Annotated in this window: 15 protein-coding genes; 6 read left to right on the top strand and 9 right to left on the bottom strand. The window is 61.6% G+C overall.

Annotated features, from left to right (window positions below):
* Window positions 1–34: 34 nt before the first annotated feature.
* Both PBDP_RS17590 and PBDP_RS17585 read right to left on the bottom strand, forming a co-directional pair.
* Window positions 35–823 carry an SDR family NAD(P)-dependent oxidoreductase gene (locus PBDP_RS17590; RefSeq protein WP_212801067.1) on the bottom strand — a complete coding sequence of 263 codons (789 nt, stop codon included), beginning with the start codon at window positions 821–823 and terminating at the stop codon, window positions 35–37.
* An 80-nt stretch (window positions 824–903) separates the two neighbouring features.
* Window positions 904–1,998, bottom strand: a complete 1,095-nt coding sequence (locus PBDP_RS17585; RefSeq protein ID WP_109753199.1) for an alkene reductase — start codon at window positions 1,996–1,998, stop codon at window positions 904–906.
* Between the two features lie 181 nt (window positions 1,999–2,179).
* Between PBDP_RS17585 and PBDP_RS17580 the strand changes: the two genes are divergently transcribed.
* Window positions 2,180–2,767 carry a TetR/AcrR family transcriptional regulator gene (locus PBDP_RS17580; protein ID WP_109753198.1) on the top strand — a complete coding sequence of 196 codons (588 nt, stop codon included), beginning with the start codon at window positions 2,180–2,182 and terminating at the stop codon, window positions 2,765–2,767.
* Between the two features lie 27 nt (window positions 2,768–2,794).
* Here the strand turns inward: PBDP_RS17580 and PBDP_RS17575 are convergent, their stop codons facing one another.
* The 6 genes from PBDP_RS17575 to PBDP_RS17550 all read right to left on the bottom strand — a co-directional run bounded on the left by PBDP_RS17575 (window position 2,795) and on the right by PBDP_RS17550 (window position 9,636).
* The gene (locus tag PBDP_RS17575) at window positions 2,795–3,787 is read right to left on the bottom strand and encodes a LacI family DNA-binding transcriptional regulator (protein WP_109753197.1); all 993 of its coding nucleotides are present in this window, start codon (window positions 3,785–3,787) and stop codon (window positions 2,795–2,797) included.
* A gap of 75 nt (window positions 3,788–3,862) precedes the next feature.
* A complete protein-coding gene (locus tag PBDP_RS17570) occupies window positions 3,863–5,365 on the bottom strand; it encodes a glycoside hydrolase family 32 protein (RefSeq protein ID WP_212801066.1) in 1,503 nt (500 codons plus the stop codon).
* On the bottom strand, window positions 5,362–6,507 hold the full coding sequence (locus PBDP_RS17565) for an ABC transporter ATP-binding protein (protein WP_212801065.1): 1,146 nt from the start codon (window positions 6,505–6,507) through the stop codon (window positions 5,362–5,364). Before PBDP_RS17565 ends, PBDP_RS17570 begins: the two co-directional genes overlap by 4 nt.
* Window positions 6,508–6,538: 31 nt before the next feature.
* Entirely contained in the window at window positions 6,539–7,381 is an 843-nt protein-coding gene (locus PBDP_RS17560; protein ID WP_212801064.1) for a carbohydrate ABC transporter permease, read from the bottom strand.
* Window positions 7,378–8,340 (bottom strand): carbohydrate ABC transporter permease, encoded by a 963-nt coding sequence (locus PBDP_RS17555; protein WP_212801063.1) that lies wholly within the window; start codon window positions 8,338–8,340, stop codon window positions 7,378–7,380. Before PBDP_RS17555 ends, PBDP_RS17560 begins: the two co-directional genes overlap by 4 nt.
* 21 nt (window positions 8,341–8,361) lie before the next feature.
* Complete coding sequence (locus tag PBDP_RS17550) at window positions 8,362–9,636, bottom strand: ABC transporter substrate-binding protein (protein WP_212801062.1); 1,275 nt, start codon at window positions 9,634–9,636, stop codon at window positions 8,362–8,364.
* A 169-nt stretch (window positions 9,637–9,805) separates the two neighbouring features.
* Here PBDP_RS17550 and PBDP_RS17545 point away from each other — a divergent pair, with 169 nt between their 5' ends.
* On the top strand, window positions 9,806–11,362 hold the full coding sequence (locus tag PBDP_RS17545) for a carbohydrate porin (protein WP_163858187.1): 1,557 nt from the start codon (window positions 9,806–9,808) through the stop codon (window positions 11,360–11,362).
* Window positions 11,363–11,651: 289 nt separating this feature from the next.
* On the opposite strand, the gene kdgR is transcribed toward PBDP_RS17545, so the two are convergent.
* Entirely contained in the window at window positions 11,652–12,434 is a 783-nt protein-coding gene (gene kdgR / locus PBDP_RS17540; RefSeq protein ID WP_109753190.1) for a DNA-binding transcriptional regulator KdgR, read from the bottom strand.
* 154 nt (window positions 12,435–12,588) lie between these two features.
* On the opposite strand from kdgR, the gene PBDP_RS17535 reads away from it, so the two are divergent.
* The 4 genes from PBDP_RS17535 to PBDP_RS17520 all read left to right on the top strand — a co-directional run bounded on the left by PBDP_RS17535 (window position 12,589) and on the right by PBDP_RS17520 (window position 17,254).
* Window positions 12,589–13,590 (top strand): sugar kinase, encoded by a 1,002-nt coding sequence (locus PBDP_RS17535; protein ID WP_212801061.1) that lies wholly within the window; start codon window positions 12,589–12,591, stop codon window positions 13,588–13,590.
* A gap of 4 nt (window positions 13,591–13,594) precedes the next feature.
* Entirely contained in the window at window positions 13,595–14,806 is a 1,212-nt protein-coding gene (gene manD / locus PBDP_RS17530; RefSeq protein ID WP_212801060.1) for a D-mannonate dehydratase ManD, read from the top strand.
* A gap of 53 nt (window positions 14,807–14,859) precedes the next feature.
* Window positions 14,860–15,891: a Zn-dependent oxidoreductase gene (locus PBDP_RS17525; RefSeq protein ID WP_212801059.1), complete on the top strand. Its 1,032-nt coding sequence runs from the start codon at window positions 14,860–14,862 to the stop codon at window positions 15,889–15,891.
* 70 nt (window positions 15,892–15,961) lie between these two features.
* Window positions 15,962–17,254, top strand: a complete 1,293-nt coding sequence (locus tag PBDP_RS17520) for an MFS transporter (RefSeq protein ID WP_109753187.1) — start codon at window positions 15,962–15,964, stop codon at window positions 17,252–17,254.
* The last annotated feature ends 7 nt before the right edge of the window (window positions 17,255–17,261 follow it).

Below are 17,261 nucleotides of genomic sequence, written 5' to 3'. Positions count from 1 at the left end.
GCTTTCCTTCGCGCCGGCGTCCGTTAGACGATGATCACGCCGGGTCTTGATAGCGTTCGGCAACATGGGACTGCCTGATTTGCCCGAGCAGCCCTTGGCGCGCTGCCTGCAAGGCATCCCAGCGTGCCTCTTCATGCAAGGGCGGTATGGTCACTGGCTCGCGACGATCAAAACCAACCAGGGCAGCATCGACCAGGTCACCGACTTCCATGATCTCATTCAGGGTATTGATATCGATGCCCGCGCGTTCCCATATCTCGGTACGGGTTGCCGCTGGCAGGACGGCTTGAACATAGACGCCTTTAGGGGATAGTTCCAGGCTGAGTCCCTGGGACAGAAACAACACGAAGGCCTTGGTCGCCCCATAGACCGACATCCCGAACTCCGGTGCCAGGCCAACAACGGAGCCGATATTGATGATCGCACCGTCACCCGCTTTGACCAGGCGTGGGGCGATGGCGCTGGCCAGCCGGACCAGCGCGGTGGTGTTGAGCGACACGAGGTGCGTGACGCTGTCGGTCGATTGCTCGATGAAGGATCCGGATTGGGCGGCACCGGCGTTATTGACCAGGATGCCGATGTTGGCGTCATCGCGCAGTCGGGCTTCGACGGCCGTCAGGTCGCTGATCCGGGTCAGGTCGGCCTGGAGAATATCGACGGCAACGTTGTGTTCGCTGCGCAGCTTGGCCGCCAGCGCTTCCAGGCGCGCGCTGTCGCGGGCCACCAGGACCAGATCGTGTCCACGTTGCGCAAAGCGCTGGGCATAGACAGCGCCGATGCCGGTGGACGCGCCAGTGATGAGAACGGTTGTGCGAGTGTCCATGGGGCAGTCTCTTCTTCAAGGGGGTTGATGAGTGAGTCGCGCGCGCTGTCGTTCAGGCGTGCGGTCGGGTCTGGCCGGTGTTACCGCACGCTGGACTCAGCGAGCGTTGGGTAGTCGATGTAGCCCGTCGCACCACCTCCGTAGAGGGTAGCGGGATTGAACGCCGACAAAGGCGAGCCGGTTTTCAGCCGCTCCACCAGATCCGGATTGCCGATGAACGGCCGGCCGAAGGCGATCAAATCAGCCTTGTCTTCGACGAGTCGTGAGGTGGCCAGGTCCAGGTCGTAGCCGTTGTTGGCGATGTAGGTGTTTTTGAAGCGCTGGCGCAAAGCACCAAAGTCGAAGGGTGCAACGTCGCGCGGTCCGCCTGTCGCACCTTCGACCACATGCAGATAAACGATATCCAGGGCGTTGAGCTGGTCGACCAGGTAGTCGAACTGAGGCTGTGGCGCGCTGCTGGACACACCGTTGGCCGGCGAGACAGGCGATATGCGCAGGCCGGTGCGTTTGGCGCCGACTTCTTTCACGACGGCCGCGGTCACTTCCAGCAGCAGGCGAGCACGATTTTCAATCGAGCCGCCGTAGGCATCGGTACGCACGTTGGCGCCGTCCTTGATGAACTGGTCCAGCAAATAGCCGTTCGCGCCGTGGATTTCTACACCGTCAAATCCCGCAGCGATGGCGTTCGCCGCTGCCTGGCGAAAATCATTGACGATCCCGGGCAATTCGCTGATGTCCAGCGCGCGCGGCGCCGAGACGTCCTCGAAACGGTTGTTGACGAATACCTTGGTCGCCGGACGCAAAGCGGAGGGTGCCACTGGCGCGGCGCCGTTCTCTTGCAGGTCGACGTGGGAAACGCGGCCGACATGCCACAACTGCAGAAAAATTCGCCCGCCTTTGGCATGCACGGCATCGGTGACCGTACGCCAGCCGTCGATCTGCGCCTGGGTGTAGATCCCGGGTGTGTCCTGATAACCCTGCCCTTGCTGCGAAATCTGCGACGCTTCGGAGATGAGCAGGCCTGCTGACGCTCGCTGGCTGTAGTAAGTGGCAGCGAACTCGCTCGGTACAAAGCCTTGCCCCGCACGGTTACGTGTCAGCGGTGCCAGGACCACTCGGTTGGACAGCGTGAGATCACCCAGCTTATGGGGTGTGAACAGATTCCGGTCGGTCATGGCGTCTTGTTTCCGTAGGTTTGGATAAAGGATCGCGTGCAGTCTGGCGAGGCATCGACTCAGTCGAGCTCGGTCTGTTATTAGGATGATGATCGAAATCTAAGCTGTCAACGAATTTGATTACACCCGACATCTATGTATGATGCGAGCATGATTTTCGAGCAGCACGAGGGAGTGAAAAATGCGAGTGACCAAGGCCCAGGCCCAGGCAAATCGGGAGCACATCGTCAAGACGGCCTCTGTCCTGTTTCGCGAGCGAGGCTTTGACGGCGTAGGGGTGGCGGACCTGATGGCGGCCGCCGGCTTCACCCATGGCGGTTTCTACAAACATTTCGGCTCCAAGGCCGACTTGATGGCAGAAGCGGCCGCCAGCAGCCTTGCGCAATCGCTGACCGACAGCTCGGGCCTCGGCGTGCCTGGGTTCATCAATCTTTACGTGTCCAGGGACCACCGTGACGGCCGGGGCGACGGTTGCACCCTGTCGGCCCTGTGTGGGGACGCTGCGCGTCAATCGCCTGAGCTGAAGGCCACCTTTGCCAGCGGCGTGGAAAACACGCTGGCCGCACTCGAACGCCACTACGAGGCGGGGCAAGACGCGCCGCAGGAGACGATCAGGGCCAAGATGCTCGACACGTTGGCGCATGCCGTCGGTGCGATCATGTTGTCGCGCGCCTGTCCGGACGATTCCGCGCTGGCCGATGAAATACTCGAGGTTTGCCGAGCCCGGATAATCGCGGCGCTGCCGCCGTCGCCGGCGAAGCAGCCTTGATGCAAGGACACCGGGTACCGATTGATCTTATAGCGACGCCCTGACCACCAGCGGGCAATCCACGGGCTGGGCACCCGATACCTCGAGGTTCTCGATCAGGTGCCGGGCAGCCTGGCGACCGATCTCGTAGTACGGCAGTTGTACCGTCGTCAGTGGCGGGATGAACAGTTCGGCGATGCCGATCATGTTGTCATAACCGAGCACAGCGACATCGTCGGGAATCTTCAGGCCACGGCCCAGCAACAGCTGATAGGCACAAAAGGCAATGCGATCGTTGCCGCAGACCAGGATGTCGAATTGCGGACGGCCGTCGACGATATGCCGGTCAAGAATGGCGGCGGTTTCACCATAGGCGTCGTGATCGGAAAGGTCGTATTGCAGGAGTGCCTCGGGCGCGAGCGCGAATGCCTGGCAGGCGCGTTGCAGGCCTTGTTGGCGCAGGCGCCAGGCAACGCTCTTCCTGGGCAAATTGATGCACAGCGGGCGCCGATAGCCTTGGCTCAACGCATGCGCCATGGCTCGATGCTGTCCAGCTTCATCATCCGGCACATAACTGACCAACTGGTTGTCGTCCGCCAGGCAGTTGGCGAGCACCAGCGGTTTGCTCTTGAGTCGCTCGGGAATGCTCACCTGGCGCAATCCCATGGCGCTGAAGATCAATCCGTCAGGGCGATGCGACAGCATCAGGTCGATGTTCTGGTCGGTGGGCGGGTTGCTCAACAGGTTGAGAATGAAGACGTTCCAGCCTGCCTGCTGCGCGGTCTGTTCGATGGACAACAGCAACTCGACGGCGAATGGCGTGGTTGCAGTGTCCAACGCGAACACACCGATGGTGCGCGCCTGCAAGTTGTCGCCGCGCATCCTGCGCGCCGACAGGCTCGGTACGAATTGCAGTTCATCAATGGCGCGACGTACCCGCTGAAGGGTCTCGGGGCTCAGTTTTTCCGGCGTGTTGAGCGCGCGCGAAACCGTCATCAGGGATACGCCGGCCAGCTGTGCAACGTCTTTCACGGAAGTCATGCGAAGTGCGGCCAGTCAGGTTGACGCAGAATCATGACACAGGGCCCGGGCTTCTCGCGACTCCAATGGCGGTACTCACAGCCAGCCCGAGGCCAACGGCCACGCCTTGGGAATGGCGACGCGCCCGCCAGTGCCGTTTGCCAACAGTTTCACCCCGAGGCTGTCGGGCCGCGGATAGAGGCGGCTGCTGAGGCTGAAGCGGCCGTTTTCCTCAAACACTTCGATGGACGAGCGATCGAGAAACACCCGCAGGTGCAGTTGCGTTTGTGCCCGTTCTATCGACACGCTGCGCTGACCGCTCACCTGGGCGCCCGAGTGGCTGCGATCGAGCACCAGGCGTTGCAGTGACGCGTCGTAGTAAAGCAGGGTTTGCTCCTGCTCATCGGCACTGCAGCGCAAGGCGATGCCGAGGTGGCCTTCGGTACAGTCGAGCAGATCCAGGTGCACGTGGATTTCGAGCCTGTCGCCTTTCACCTGCGGTACCCAGCGGCTGCCCGACTCGCCCCACGGCGCGATGCTCGGTAACGGCGCCTGGCGCAGCGCGACCAGTTCCCGCGCCGGAAACACGCCAAGGCGATCGCCCTGCAGTTCAAGTTCGCGGGGCAGGCCAAGCATGCCGCACCAGTGATGGGCCTGGCTCGGCATCGGGCTTTCCCACATGTCCAGCCAGGCCCACACCAGGCGCCGACCATCGGCGGCCTCCAGCGTTTGCGCGGCATAGAAATCGTGGCCGTTATCCAGTTCGATGAACGGCCCGCCGGTGAAGTGCCATTCACTGTCGAGCCGGCCAATGCGGTAGCCGGTCTGGTACTTGTTGAGTCGTTCGTAGCCAACTGGTCGCATGCCCTGGGGGGAGTACAGCAGTACGTCACGCCCGTTCAGGCGAAACAGGTCCGGGCATTCCCACATGTAGCCATCGCCCTCGTTGCCGCTGGACACGTAGTCGAGGAATTCCCAGGCGCGCAGGTCGGTGGAGCGGTACAACGGCAGCAGCGGCGTGTCGCCCAGGCGCGCGCCGGCAATCAAGTACCAATAGCCATCCGCCTGCCAGACCTTGGGGTCGCGAAAGTGCATGATCGCGGCTTGCGGTGCCTCCTCTATGACGGCGCCGTGCTTGACGAACCGGACGCCGTCGACACTGGTGGCCAGGCACTGGACCTGGCGGATCAGACGTTCGTCGCCGACTTCTCCCAACCATGTGTGCCCGGTGTAGATCAGCGCCAGGGTGTCGCCACACACCACCGCACTACCGGAAAAACAGCCGTCGCGGTCGAAGTCATCCCCCGGTGCCAGGGCAAGGGGCAGATGCTGCCAATGGACCAGGTCGGCGCTTTTGGCGTGACCCCAGTACATCGGACCCCATTTGGCGTCGAAGGGGTGGTGTTGGTAGAACACGTGGTATTCGCCACGAAAAAACACCACCCCGTTAGGGTCGTTCATCCAGCCCGCGACAGGCGCCAGATGATAGTCAGGGCGATAATCGTCGATGACGCGGGACTGGGCGTCACTCAGCGCCTGCTGCGCACGTTCGAGAGGAGTTGGTATTGGTGCGTTCATGGTATTCACAGACAGGGTCATAGAACGCCTGCTTTTGGCGAGCGCTGGGGGATGTCCTGTGCAAGGACTTCAATGACGGCAGGATGGCGTCTCAGGGCTGTACCGTCGGCATCGAACAGGTGCAGATTGTCGAACGCCAGTTGCAGTTCAACCCGATCGCCCACATGCCATCCGGCGTTGACCTCGCAGCGACAGATCAAGGGTTCATCCTCGCCTGTCTCCAGGTGCACGTAGGTCTCGCTGCCCAGGTATTCGACCCCGGCCACGACGACTCCGGCGTTTCCCTGCGCGGCTATGAGCGACACGTGTTCCGGGCGAACCCCGAGGGTCAGCGGGCTGTCCGCTGCCAGGTGGGCGCTGTCGAAGGGAAGGGGCGTCATCCCCAATAAGGGGCTATCGATCAGGCTGGTTTCGCCGGGAGTATGCAGGCGTGCCGGCAGAAAGTTCATCTTGGGCGAGCCGAGGAAACCGGCGACAAAACGGCTGGCCGGATGCTCGTAGAGTTCCCGTGGCGAGCCGACCTGCTCGATACGGCCGCCATTGAGCACGACAATCTTGTCGGCCAGGGTCATCGCTTCAACCTGATCGTGGGTCACGTAGATCATGGTCGAGCCCAATCGCCCATGCAGTCGGGCGATTTCGTTGCGCATCTGCACGCGCAGGGAGGCGTCCAGGTTGGACAGCGGTTCGTCGAACAACAGGATGTCCGGTTCCCGTGCCATGGCCCGGCCCATGGCGACCCGCTGGCGCTGGCCGCCCGAGAGTTCCCTTGGCTTGCGTTGCAACAGTTTGTCCAATTGCAGGATCTGCGCGGTTTTCAGCACCCGCTCGCGCAGGCTGGTCTTTTCGGTCTTGGCCAGCTTGAGGCCGAAGCTGATGTTGTCGTAGACGCTCATGTGCGGGTACAGCGCATAGGACTGAAATACCATGCCGACGCCGCGCTCGCGCGGTTCCAGGTCGTTGACCCGGCGTCCGTCGATCAGCAGGTCGCCGCCACAGATCGAATCCAGTCCGGCGATCAATCGCAGCAGGGTCGACTTTCCGCAGCCCGAAGGGCCGACGAAGACCACGAATTCACCCGCCGAGATTTCCAGGCTGACGTCGCGAAGAATGCGTGCGCCGCCCAATTGTTTGTTCACGTTGTCCAGCTTCAACTTGATCACGATGCTGTTCCTTTCTTGTCTGTGTTGGGCCTCAACCCTTTAACGCGCCGGCAGTGAGGCCGGAAACGATGCGGCGCTGGAAGATCAGCACCAGAATCACCAATGGGACCGTGACCAGCACCGACGCCGCCATCAACAGGCCCCAAGGCAGCTCATGGGGGCTGCCGCCGGAAATCAATGCGATGGCGACCGGGACCGTGCGTTGCGAGTCGGTCAGCGTGAAGGTCAGGGCAAACAGGAACTCGTTCCAGGCGGCGATGAAGGCCAGGAGGCCAGTGGTGACCAGGGCCGGCCAGAGCAATGGCAACAGCACGCGGGTCAGCGTGACCCAGGGTGATGCACCGTCCATGATGGCGGCCTCTTCCAGTTCATGAGGCAGTTGTCCCATGAAGGTGGTCAGCACCCAGACGGTGAAGGGCAGGGTGAAAATCGTGTAGCTCAGGATCAACGCCCAGGATGTGTTGTACAGGCCCAGGGCACGGATCACCTCGAACAATCCCGATAGCACCGCGACTTGCGGAAACATCGAGACACCCAGGACCATCATCAACACCGTACCGCGTCCGCGAAACTTCACCCGACCCAAGGCATACGCGGCGGTCAGGCTGAGGAACAGCGCCAGCGTGACCACGCACAGCGCCACCACCAGCGAGTTGCCGATGGCCCGCAGGAACGAGGCCTGGTTGAGCACGGCGGCATAGTTGGAGAAATCCGGGTTATCGATCCAGTAGCTGACCTGGAACAAGGCGCTGGACGGCTTCAGCGACGTCACGATGGCGTAGTAGAAAGGGAAGACTGCATACACCAGCAAGATGCCGATCAGGCACCAGAACCCGAGACGCAGCAGGGCTTTTTTCAGCAGGCGCGGGCTCATGAGCGGACCTCCAGCTGACGGCGTCCGAGGTACAGGTAAACCATGGCGATCACCGCAACGACCAGGAACAGCAAGGTCGAGGCGGCGCTGCCGTAACCGACGTCCTGGAACTCCACCAGATGCTGGCGGGCATAGACCGACATGCTCATGGTGCTTGACGAGTTCGAGGTCAGCACATAGATGACGTCGAATACCCGCAAGGAATCGAGGATGCGAAAGATCGCCGCCACCAGCAACGCTGGCATCAGCAGCGGCAGGGTGACCCGCCAGAACACTTTCACCGGGTGGATGCCGTCGACCCTGGCGGCTTCGTAGCAGTCGCTGGGCAACATCTGCAAGGCCGCCAGCATCAGCAGGGTGACAAAGGGCACGGTCTTCCAGACGTCGACGATGATCACCGCCCACATCGACAGATCCGCATCGGCGGTCCAGGCCAGGGGCGCGTCGATCAGGCCGAGGCCCAGCATCAGGTGATTGATGATGCCGAACTGATCGTTGAGCATCCATGACCAGATCTTCGCCGAGACGATGGTCGGGATCGCCCAGGGGATCAGGATCAACGCCCGCACCAGGGCGCGTCCGCCGAACTGGACGTTGAGCAGCAACGCCACCAGCAGCCCCAGGACGATTTCCAGCCCCACCGACACCACGGTGAAATGCAAGGTGTTGCGCACCGCGTTCCACCACTGTGGATCGACAAGCAGGCCTGACCAACCAACACTGCTGTGAAACAGATAATTACTCAAGCCGACAAAGGTCGCGTCGCCGGTGTCGGCCAGGCTGGCGTCGGTCAGGCTGAACCAGAAGGTGCGCAGCAGTGGCCAGGCCGCCACCAGCGCCAGGCATAGCAACATCGGGGTCAGAAACAGCCAGGCGGCGCGAACGCGACGGCGTTGTACCGGCGTTTCCCGGGTGAGCAGGTACTCGTCGTCGGGGGCGAGTGTGGTGGAGACAGACATGGTGATTTCCTTCCTTGTGGCTTACCAGTTCCGGCGTTTGATGCGCGTGAGTTCGCTTTCCAGTTCGGCCAGCGCCTGATCCACCGGCCGCTCGCCCGCCAGCACGCCATGCACTTGATCGAAGAACGCATTGGAGACCCGTGGATAGCGGTCGGCGGTGATTGAAGCGGGGCGCATGACCCCATCGTTGAGGATGCTGCGCAGTTGGCTGTAGTAAGGCATGGCCGCGAGCAATTCGGGGTCCTGGTACAGCGATTCGATCACTGGGTTATAGGCGCCAACCAGGGCGCGGTGTTTCTGCTGTTGGGCGCTGCTCAGGTAGCTCACCAGTTCTGCGGCGAGCTTGGGATTGGCGCTGTAGCGCGATACCGCCAGGCCCCAGCCGCCGAGGGTGGATGCGTGGGAACCCATCGCGCCGCCGCGGGGCAGGGGAGCGACGCCGACCTTGTCTTTAACCGCGCTGTCCTGGCTTTGCACCAGGGCCCAGACATAAGGCCAATTACGCATGAACAGCGCATTGCCCGACTGGAAGACGCCGCGCCCTTCCTCCTCGGTGTAATTGAGCACGCCACGGGGGGCGATGTCCCCGACCCAGCTCTTGGCCAGGGTCAACGCCGCCCTTGAGGCCGGGCTGTTGACCACGATGTCGCCTTGCGTGTTGACCAGCCCGCCTTGGGGTTGGCTGCTGATCCACTCCAGGGCATTACAGGTCAGGCCTTCGTAGGCGCGCCCCTGGAATACATAACCCCAGGCATTGGCGTTCCCGGCATCGCGCTCGGCCTGCTGGACAGTCCTGGCGGTCGCCGTCATTTCCTCCCAGGTCTGGGGCACGGGCTTGTTGTACTTCTCGAGCAGGTCCTTGCGGTAATACAACAGCCCTGAGTCGGTGAACCACGGCATGGTCACCAGGCGGCCGTTCACCGTGGCGTTGTCCACCTGGGCCTGGAAGTAACCCTGGGTAGCGTTGGCAGGCAGCACCTCGCGCAGATCCATCAAATGCTTGGCCAACATTCCCGGCCACACCATGTCGATCTGGATGATGTCGATGTCGCTGGACTGGGCGCTGAGGATCTGTTGGTAGAACGACAACCGCTCGGTCGCCGAGTTAGGCGTGGAAACCACCTCGACGCTGTTGCCGGTCTGCTTCGACCACGCCTCGACGGCTTCCTTGCAAAGCTGCAATTCAGCACCCACGGCACCGCAGGAAATCGTCAGGTTGGCGGCTGTGGAGAGGCACGGAAACCCGACACAAAGGCCGAGCAGCGCCGCTGGAAGGAGCGATTTGAGCTGTTTCATAAAGCCCTCTTTATTTTTGTTTTTAGAAAAGTTAACGTTAACATCGCCAAATGTAGCAGTGTATTTGCGATGAGGCATCCTTTTTTTCCTGAGTTTTGACAATTCAGAACCTGGGTGAAAAAGGCCGCTCACGGCAACAGAACAATAAAAACAAAACAGGGAAATCCACATGCAGAAAGCATCAAGCTGGCTACTCGCAAGCGTGCTCGGCGCCTCGGCGGCCACCTCTCAGGCCGCGACTCTGGAAGAGCGCATGGCCGCGTTCGAGGCCCGTGCCAGCGCAGCGGAAAAGCGTGCCGCCGCCGCCGAACAACAAACCCAGGCGCTTGCCAGGGAACTGCAGCAAATCAAACTCGCCGCGCCCGCCATGCAACCGTCAGTGTCCACCGCTGAGGCCCCCACGCTGGATGCACGCTTGGCCAAACTCGAAGCCCGCCAGCAAAGTACGGAAAAGCAGGGCAGTGGCCCACACCTCACTGACGGCTTCAGCTTCAAGGGCTACGCCCGCTCCGGGTTGCTGATCAATGATGGGTTGGGCGGCGGTCGTGGCGGCCCGTACACCACCCCGGCGGGCTCTGTCGGTGGCGCCGTCGGGCGACTTGGCAACGAGGACGACACCTACATGCGCATCGACCTGTCGAAAGAGCTGTACGCGCAGAACGGCACCCGCTCCAAATTCACGGTGTCCATCGCCGATGGCGTGGAGAGTTCCAACGACTGGACCGCCGAGGAAAGCAACCTGAACGTGCGCCAGGTGTTTACCGAACTCGATCACCTGGCGGCATTCAAGGGCAACTCGATGTTCGAAAATTCCACCCTGTGGGCAGGCAAGCGCTTCGACAGGGACAACTTCGACATCCATTGGCTGGACTCCGACGTTGTCTACCTGGCCGGCACCGGCGGCGGTATCTACGACGTGCAGATGAACAAGGACTGGCGCTCGAATTATTCGCTGATCGGTCGTAACTACGGGGATTTCAGCGAGGGCGGCGTCAATGCCGATGTGGAAAGCTACATCCTGACGTCCAACCAGTTTTTTGACGGTGGGCAGTGGCAGTGGATGTTCAACGCCATTGGTTCGAAGAAAAACGACTTCGGCACGCGCACCAATGAAGCGGGGCTGACGCCGGCCGATTCCGGCTTGCACAGCATGGTTGCCAATCACCAGAAAACTTTCTTCGGCCGCGAGGGCTTCTTCAAGACCGCGCTGCTCTATGGGCAGGGTTTGGGGGCTGAGGTCAAGAACATCGGCGCTGATGGCGAACTGATCGACGATGCCCGTGCCCTGCGTGTGGCGCTGTACGGCGAGACGCCCCTGGCGCCCAACTGGCGCATCGGCCCGAGCCTGTTGGCCGAGCAAAGCAAGGACCGCTACGTCAAGGGCGACGACTATCGTTGGATGACCCTGAACGTGCGGTTGGCCAACGAAATCAACAGCAATTTCGAAATGGCCTACGAGATGAGTTGGCAAACCATGCAGCTCGACCCCAAGGGCTACCTGCAACGCAATGCGGTCGACGGTAACTTCTGGAAGTTCACGGTCGCCCCGACCTTCAAGCCAGACCTGGGCGATCTGCTCACGCGTCCCGAGCTACGCCTGTTCGCCAGCGTGATGAACTGGTCGTCGGACCTGGACCGGTACAGCACCACGGATTCCTTCGGCAAGACCGACTTCAACGCCGGCGGCGTCTGGCAGTACGGCATGCAGATGGAAACCTGGTTCTGAGACCCGCCAGTCGAGACCTGTGGGAGCGAGCTTGCTCGCGATAGCGGTGGATCAGCCTGGACAGGTGTTGGATGTGCCGCCGTCATCGCGAGCAAGCCCGCTCCCACAGGTAATGTGGTCCACTTAGGAAAAACGTGGACTCTGTGGCGAGGGAGCTTGCTCCCGCTCGGCTGCGAAGCAGTCGTGAACCGGCGGTTGCGGTGTGTCTGATGCTCCGCATTCGGCAGGTTTTGGGGCCGCTGCGCAGCCCAGCGGGAGCAAGCTCCCTCGCCACGGTTGTCGACGGCTATTACCGTGCATGCCAACCCAGCTGACCTGAGATCTGTTGGGTGGCTTGCATCAGTTGCTTGACGTAGTCCTGCTTCAACTCTTCCCTGAAGCGAAAGCAGGGGAATGAAACGCTCATCCCGCCGATCACGTGGCCAAAGCGGTCGCGGATCGGTGCCGCCAGGCAACGCATGTTGTCTTCGAACTCTTCATGATCCTCGGCGTAGCCTTGTTGGCGAACGGTCTCCAGTTCCTGCAGATACGCCTCGGCACTGGTCAAGGTATTGGCTGTGCGGCGCTCGAAGCTTTCCTGCGCAAGGTGCGCCAGCAGCTCTTCTTCTTCAAGCCAGGCCATCAGCACCTTGCCGATGCCGGTGCAGTACAGCGGTGCCCGCCGACCGATCCGCGAGTACATGCGCAGGTTGTACTTGGAGTCGATCTTGTGCACGTAGACGATGCTGCCTTCGTCGAGAATCCCCAGGTGGACGGTCTCGCCCGTCAGCTCGTTGATCCGCCGCATGCCCGGCTCCGCTTCCCGGACGATGTCGAGGTGGGGCAGGGCCTGGGCGCCCAGTTCGAAGAGCCGCACGCTGAGGCGATAGCGATCCTCGGCATCCTGCACCACATACCCCCGCGCCTTGAGCGACTGCAAAAAGCGATAAACCGTGGCCTTGGACATGTCCAGTTTGGTGGCGATTTCCGAGACGCCGCTTTCTTCCGGATGCTCGGCCAGTGCCTCGAGCACGGCCATGGTCCGGCCCACTGCCGACACCAGCTCGTTGTTTGGAATGACGCTGTTGTCCATGAAGGCTCCAACGTGAAAAGTAAAACCCAAGGATATACGCAAGCAGAACAAAACGCTGTTTCATTTTTGCTTGACGAGACCGGAAATCTGACTAGACTCGGGCCTTGAGATAAAAATGAAACGCCGTTTTAAAAACAAGAAAGGCGCGTTGATTATGGATATAACGCTTAACCATGGCCCGGAGATCCGCTTCGCCCGTCCACTGAAGGTGGCGTTGGTAGGGGAATGCATGATCGAGATGCGTGGTGAACCGGGTGCCGCGATCATGCAGACCTTCGGTGGCGATACGCTCAACACCGCGGTCTACCTGGCCCGATTGAATCCCCGTGGCGCAGTTGCCCTGGACTACATGACGGCCGTAGGCAGCGATGCGTTCAGCGTTGCCATGCGCCGGTCCTGGCTGGATGAAGGGATCGGTGACGTCCATGTCCGCGTGATTGAAGACGCGCTGCCGGGGCTGTATTTCATCCAGACCGATCCGCGTGGCGAGCGGCGTTTCCTCTACTGGCGCGGGGAGGCAGCGGCGCGGCGCATGTTCGACGGCCCCGAGGCCGACACCCTGCTCAATGGACTGGCCGATTACGACTACGTCTACCTGAGCGGCATCAGCCTGGCGATCCTTACGCCAGAAGGGCGCCAACGCCTGATCCAGGCCTTGCACCTGGCGCGCCGAGGGGGCACGCGCATTGTTTTCGACAACAACTACCGTCCCCACCTCTGGCCCGATCCCGAAGCGGCCCGGCAGGTCTACCGCGAACTATTGCGCCTGACCGACCTGGCCCTGATCACCTGGGAAGATGACGCCATCCTGTTCGGCTACCGCGACACCGATGCCTTGTTCAGTGCTTATGCGCAGGAGGGAGTCGGCGAAGTGGCCCTCAAGCGCGGCGCCGACTCCTGCTTGATCCAATGCCCGGCAGGCCGTTTCGAAGTGCCCGCCCAGCATGTTGCCCATGTCATCGATACCACCGCCGCCGGCGATTCGTTCAACGCCGCTTACCTGGCCTGCCGCCTGCGGGGCGGCGACCCGGAGCAGGCCGCCCGCTGGGGCCATCGCCTGGCGGCCCAGGTTGTCCAGTACCGGGGGGCGCTGATTTCCCAGGCGGCGATGCCGAACATGGGCGCGTCCTCTCTTTCTTCTGTTGCACAGGTCTGACTTTATGAAAATCGTTGAAGCGCGCGTCATCGTCACCTGCCCGGGTCGCAACCTGGTCACGTTGAAGATCGTCACCGATGAAGGTCTCTACGGCATTGGCGATGCAACCTTGAATGGCCGCGAACTGGCGGTCGTCGCCTATCTGGAGGAGCATGTCCTGCCCGCGCTGATCGGCCGCGATGCCCATCGCATCGAGGACATCTGGCAGTACCTCTATCGCGGTGCGTATTGGCGCCGCGGCCCGGTGACCATGACCGCTATCGCCGCCGTCGACGTGGCACTCTGGGACATCAAGGCCAAGGCCGCGAACATGCCGTTGTACCAGTTGCTCGGTGGCAAGAGTCGCGAGCGGGTAATGGTCTACGGCCACGCCACCGGCAAGGACATCGAAGGCTGCCTGGACGAAGTCGCTCGCCATGTCGAGTTGGGTTACAAGGCCGTGCGCGTGCAATGCGGCATACCGGGTATCGCCACCACCTACGGCGTCGCCAAGCGCAGCGGCGAACGCTATGAGCCGGCCGACAGCGACCTGCCCGCCGAACACGTCTGGGACACTGCCAAATACCTCAACCACGTGCCCAAGCTGTTTGCCGCCGTGCGTGAACGCTTTGGCGACGACCTGCATATCCTTCACGACGTGCACCATCGCCTGACGCCCATCGAAGCGGGGCGCCTGGGCAAGGCCGTGGAGCCGTACAACCTGTTCTGGCTCGAAGACTGCACGCCAGCCGAAAACCAGCAGAGCTTTCGCCTGATCCGCCAGCACACCACCACGCCCCTGGCGGTTGGCGAGGTGTTCAACTCCATCCATGACTGCCGCGAGTTGATCCAGGAACAGTTGATCGACTACATCCGTACGACACTGGTGCATGCCGGCGGCATCACCCATGTGCGGCGCATTGCCGATTTCGCAGCACTGTTCCAAGTGCGTACCGGTTTTCATGGCGCCACCGACCTGTCACCGGTGTGCATGGGCGCGGCCCTGCATTTCGACACGTGGGTGCCCAATTTCGGCATCCAGGAACACATGCCCCACGAAGACCGCATCGATGAAGTCTTCCCCCATGCCTATCGCTTCGAGGACGGTCATTTCACGCCCGGCGATGCGCCGGGGCATGGCGTCGACATTGATGAAGACCTCGCCCGTCAATACCCCTACAAGCGTGCCAGCCTGCCGGTCAACCGTCTTGAAGACGGCACGCTCTGGCACTGGTGAAGCGTTTCCAACCCATCAAGCGGCGGGCGGATGTCCCCGCCAGGAGTGACCCGATGAAAGCGTTCCAGGTAAGAGCACCCTTCGAGTTCGGGCTGGCCCAGGTCGACCGACCGCAGGTGGCTCGTGGTGAAGTCCAGGTCGATGTGGCTTACGCCGGCATCTGCGGCTCGGACATGCACATCATTCATGGGCAGAACGCATTCGTGCGTTTCCCCCGTGTCACCGGCCATGAGTTTTCCGGGGTGATCCGGCAAGTCGGCGAAGGCGTCGAACACCTGCAAGTGGGCGACCGGGTGTGCGTCGATCCGGTGATCAGTTGCGGCACGTGTTATCCCTGCCGTATCGGCCGACCGAATGTCTGCACGCGGCTGCAAGTGATCGGCGTGCATCGTGACGGTGGTTTCAGCGAGCAGGTGTGCGTACCGGCCGAGAACGCCCACCGCTTGCCCGATTCGATGTCCCTCAGCCACGGTGCCCTGGTGGAGCCTTATTCCATTGCCCTGAATGTGCTCGATCGCATGCAGCCCCATCCGGGCGACAGCGTGCTGATCTACGGTGCCGGGGTGATCGGCCTGACCCTGGTGCAGATGGCCCGGGCACTGGGGCTGACCGACATCACCGTGACCGATGTCATCGACAGTCGCCTGGAGACGGCGCGGGCACTGGGTGCGAGCCGGACCCTCAACGGCCAGCAAGTCGATGTCGAAGCCACGATGCGTGAACTCACCCAGGGTGAAGGCGTGCCGTTGATTGTCGACGCCGCCTGCATCCCGGCACTGATGCCGCAGATGGTGCGCCTGGCCTCGCCGGCCGGACGCATCGGCCTGCTGGGGTTCAATGCCACGCCCAGCGACCTGGTGCAGTTGGAGATGATCAAGAAGGAACTGACCCTGGTGGGCTCACGGCTCAATAACCGCAAGTTCCCCAAGGTGATCGAACTGATCGCCAGCGGCCAGTTGCAGGTCCAGGACCTGATCAGCCATCGCGTCACGTTCGACGAAATGCCCGGTGCCATCGACCTGATCGAAAAACACCCCGAGCAAACCCGAAAGGTACTGGTGGAACTGACGAACGCCCACCACTGATCTTCCGACCTTATCGTGCCCGAGTGCGGGCACCCTCACCGAATAAACACAACAAGCGGGAGGCTCCACCATGTTTGGTCAAGGACGTAGCTTAATCATCATCATGCTGTTCCTGGCCGGGGTCATCAATTACCTCGACCGCTCGGCATTGTCTGTGGCGGCGCCTTTCATCCAGAAGGACTACGGTCTGAGTACGGGTGAAATGGGCATGATCTTCAGCAGTTTTTTCGTTGGCTATGCCGCCTTCAATTTCATCGGTGGCTGGGCCGCCGACCGTTATGGCGCCAAGACCACGCTGCTGTTGGCCATGGTCTTGTGGTCGTTGTTCAGCGGCCTGACCGTGCTGACGGTGGGCTTCGCTTCGCTGGTGCTCATCCGGATTCTGTTCGGCATGGGCGAAGGACCGCTGAGCGTTACCACCAGCAAAATGGTGAACAACTGGTACACCCCCAAGCGCAGGGCGCGGGCGATAGGCACGTCGATGTCCGGCACGCCATTGGGCGGGGCGATTTCCGGTCCCGTGGTAGGCTTTATCGCCGTCACCTACGGCTGGAAGATGTCGTTCATTATCATCATGCTGATCGGCCTGGTCTGGGCGGCGGTGTGGTTCAAGTTCGTCAAGGAAAGGCCAGAGGGCGAGGGTGCCGAGGAGATTCTTCGGGCCGAGGGGCAAAGCGAGCTGGCGGCACAACCGGTGTTTCCGCTGCGGTACTACCTCAAGCAACCGACGGTGCTGTTCACGTCCCTGGCGTTCTTTTCCTATAACTACACGCTGTTCTTCTTCCTGACCTGGTTCCCCAGCTACCTGACCATGGCCCACGGCCTGAACGTCAAGGACATGAGCATCGCCACGGTCATTCCCTGGGTCCTGGGTTTCCTCGGCCTGGCCTTGGGCGGTTTCATTTCCGACTTCGTGTTCAAGAAAACCGGGCGGATGATGTTCTCGCGTAAAGTGGTGCTGGTGACATGCCTGTTGGCCTGCGCCGTCTGTATCGCTTGTGCCGGGATGGTCAAGACCTTGTATCCGGCGGTCATCCTCGTCGCCTTGGCAGTGTTCTTCCTTTACCTCACCGGCGCTATTTACTGGGCGATCATCCAGGACACCGTCCCGGCGGCGCGGGTGGGTGGGGTCAGTGGCTTCATGCACTTTCTGGCGAACACCTCGGGCATTGTCGGCCCAACCTTGACCGGCTTTCTGGTGCAATTCACCGGCTCGTTCACCAGTGCGTTCCTGCTGGCGGGACTGTTGACCGTGATCGGTGCCGTGTGTGTGGCACGCTATGTGAAACCCCTGGCGCTAGCTAATACCGGCGACTCGGCGGCACAAGGTTCGCAACCGGCTTCGGCCCTGAGCCATCCCTGAACAGAAG

Source organism: Pseudomonas sp. St290 (assembly GCF_018325805.1).
Taxonomy (GTDB): domain Bacteria; phylum Pseudomonadota; class Gammaproteobacteria; order Pseudomonadales; family Pseudomonadaceae; genus Aquipseudomonas; species Aquipseudomonas bijieensis.
The sequence above is the reverse complement of the archived record's forward strand: the minus strand, read 5'-3'. Positions and strand labels throughout refer to the sequence as shown.

Coding starts and splice junctions, on each gene's coding strand:
- PBDP_RS17590 (WP_212801067.1), bottom strand. CDS start 823: ATGGACACTCGCACAACCGTTCTCATCACTGGCGCGTCCACCGGCATC.
- PBDP_RS17520 (WP_109753187.1), top strand. CDS start 15,962: ATGTTTGGTCAAGGACGTAGCTTAATCATCATCATGCTGTTCCTGGCC.
- PBDP_RS17560 (WP_212801064.1), bottom strand. CDS start 7,381: ATGAGCCCGCGCCTGCTGAAAAAAGCCCTGCTGCGTCTCGGGTTCTGG.
- PBDP_RS17545 (WP_163858187.1), top strand. CDS start 9,806: ATGCAGAAAGCATCAAGCTGGCTACTCGCAAGCGTGCTCGGCGCCTCG.
- PBDP_RS17580 (WP_109753198.1), top strand. CDS start 2,180: ATGCGAGTGACCAAGGCCCAGGCCCAGGCAAATCGGGAGCACATCGTC.
- PBDP_RS17555 (WP_212801063.1), bottom strand. CDS start 8,340: ATGTCTGTCTCCACCACACTCGCCCCCGACGACGAGTACCTGCTCACC.
- PBDP_RS17570 (WP_212801066.1), bottom strand. CDS start 5,365: ATGACCCTGTCTGTGAATACCATGAACGCACCAATACCAACTCCTCTC.
- PBDP_RS17550 (WP_212801062.1), bottom strand. CDS start 9,636: ATGAAACAGCTCAAATCGCTCCTTCCAGCGGCGCTGCTCGGCCTTTGT.
- PBDP_RS17535 (WP_212801061.1), top strand. CDS start 12,589: ATGGATATAACGCTTAACCATGGCCCGGAGATCCGCTTCGCCCGTCCA.
- PBDP_RS17525 (WP_212801059.1), top strand. CDS start 14,860: ATGAAAGCGTTCCAGGTAAGAGCACCCTTCGAGTTCGGGCTGGCCCAG.
- kdgR (WP_109753190.1), bottom strand. CDS start 12,434: ATGGACAACAGCGTCATTCCAAACAACGAGCTGGTGTCGGCAGTGGGC.
- manD (WP_212801060.1), top strand. CDS start 13,595: ATGAAAATCGTTGAAGCGCGCGTCATCGTCACCTGCCCGGGTCGCAAC.
- PBDP_RS17585 (WP_109753199.1), bottom strand. CDS start 1,998: ATGACCGACCGGAATCTGTTCACACCCCATAAGCTGGGTGATCTCACG.
- PBDP_RS17575 (WP_109753197.1), bottom strand. CDS start 3,787: ATGACTTCCGTGAAAGACGTTGCACAGCTGGCCGGCGTATCCCTGATG.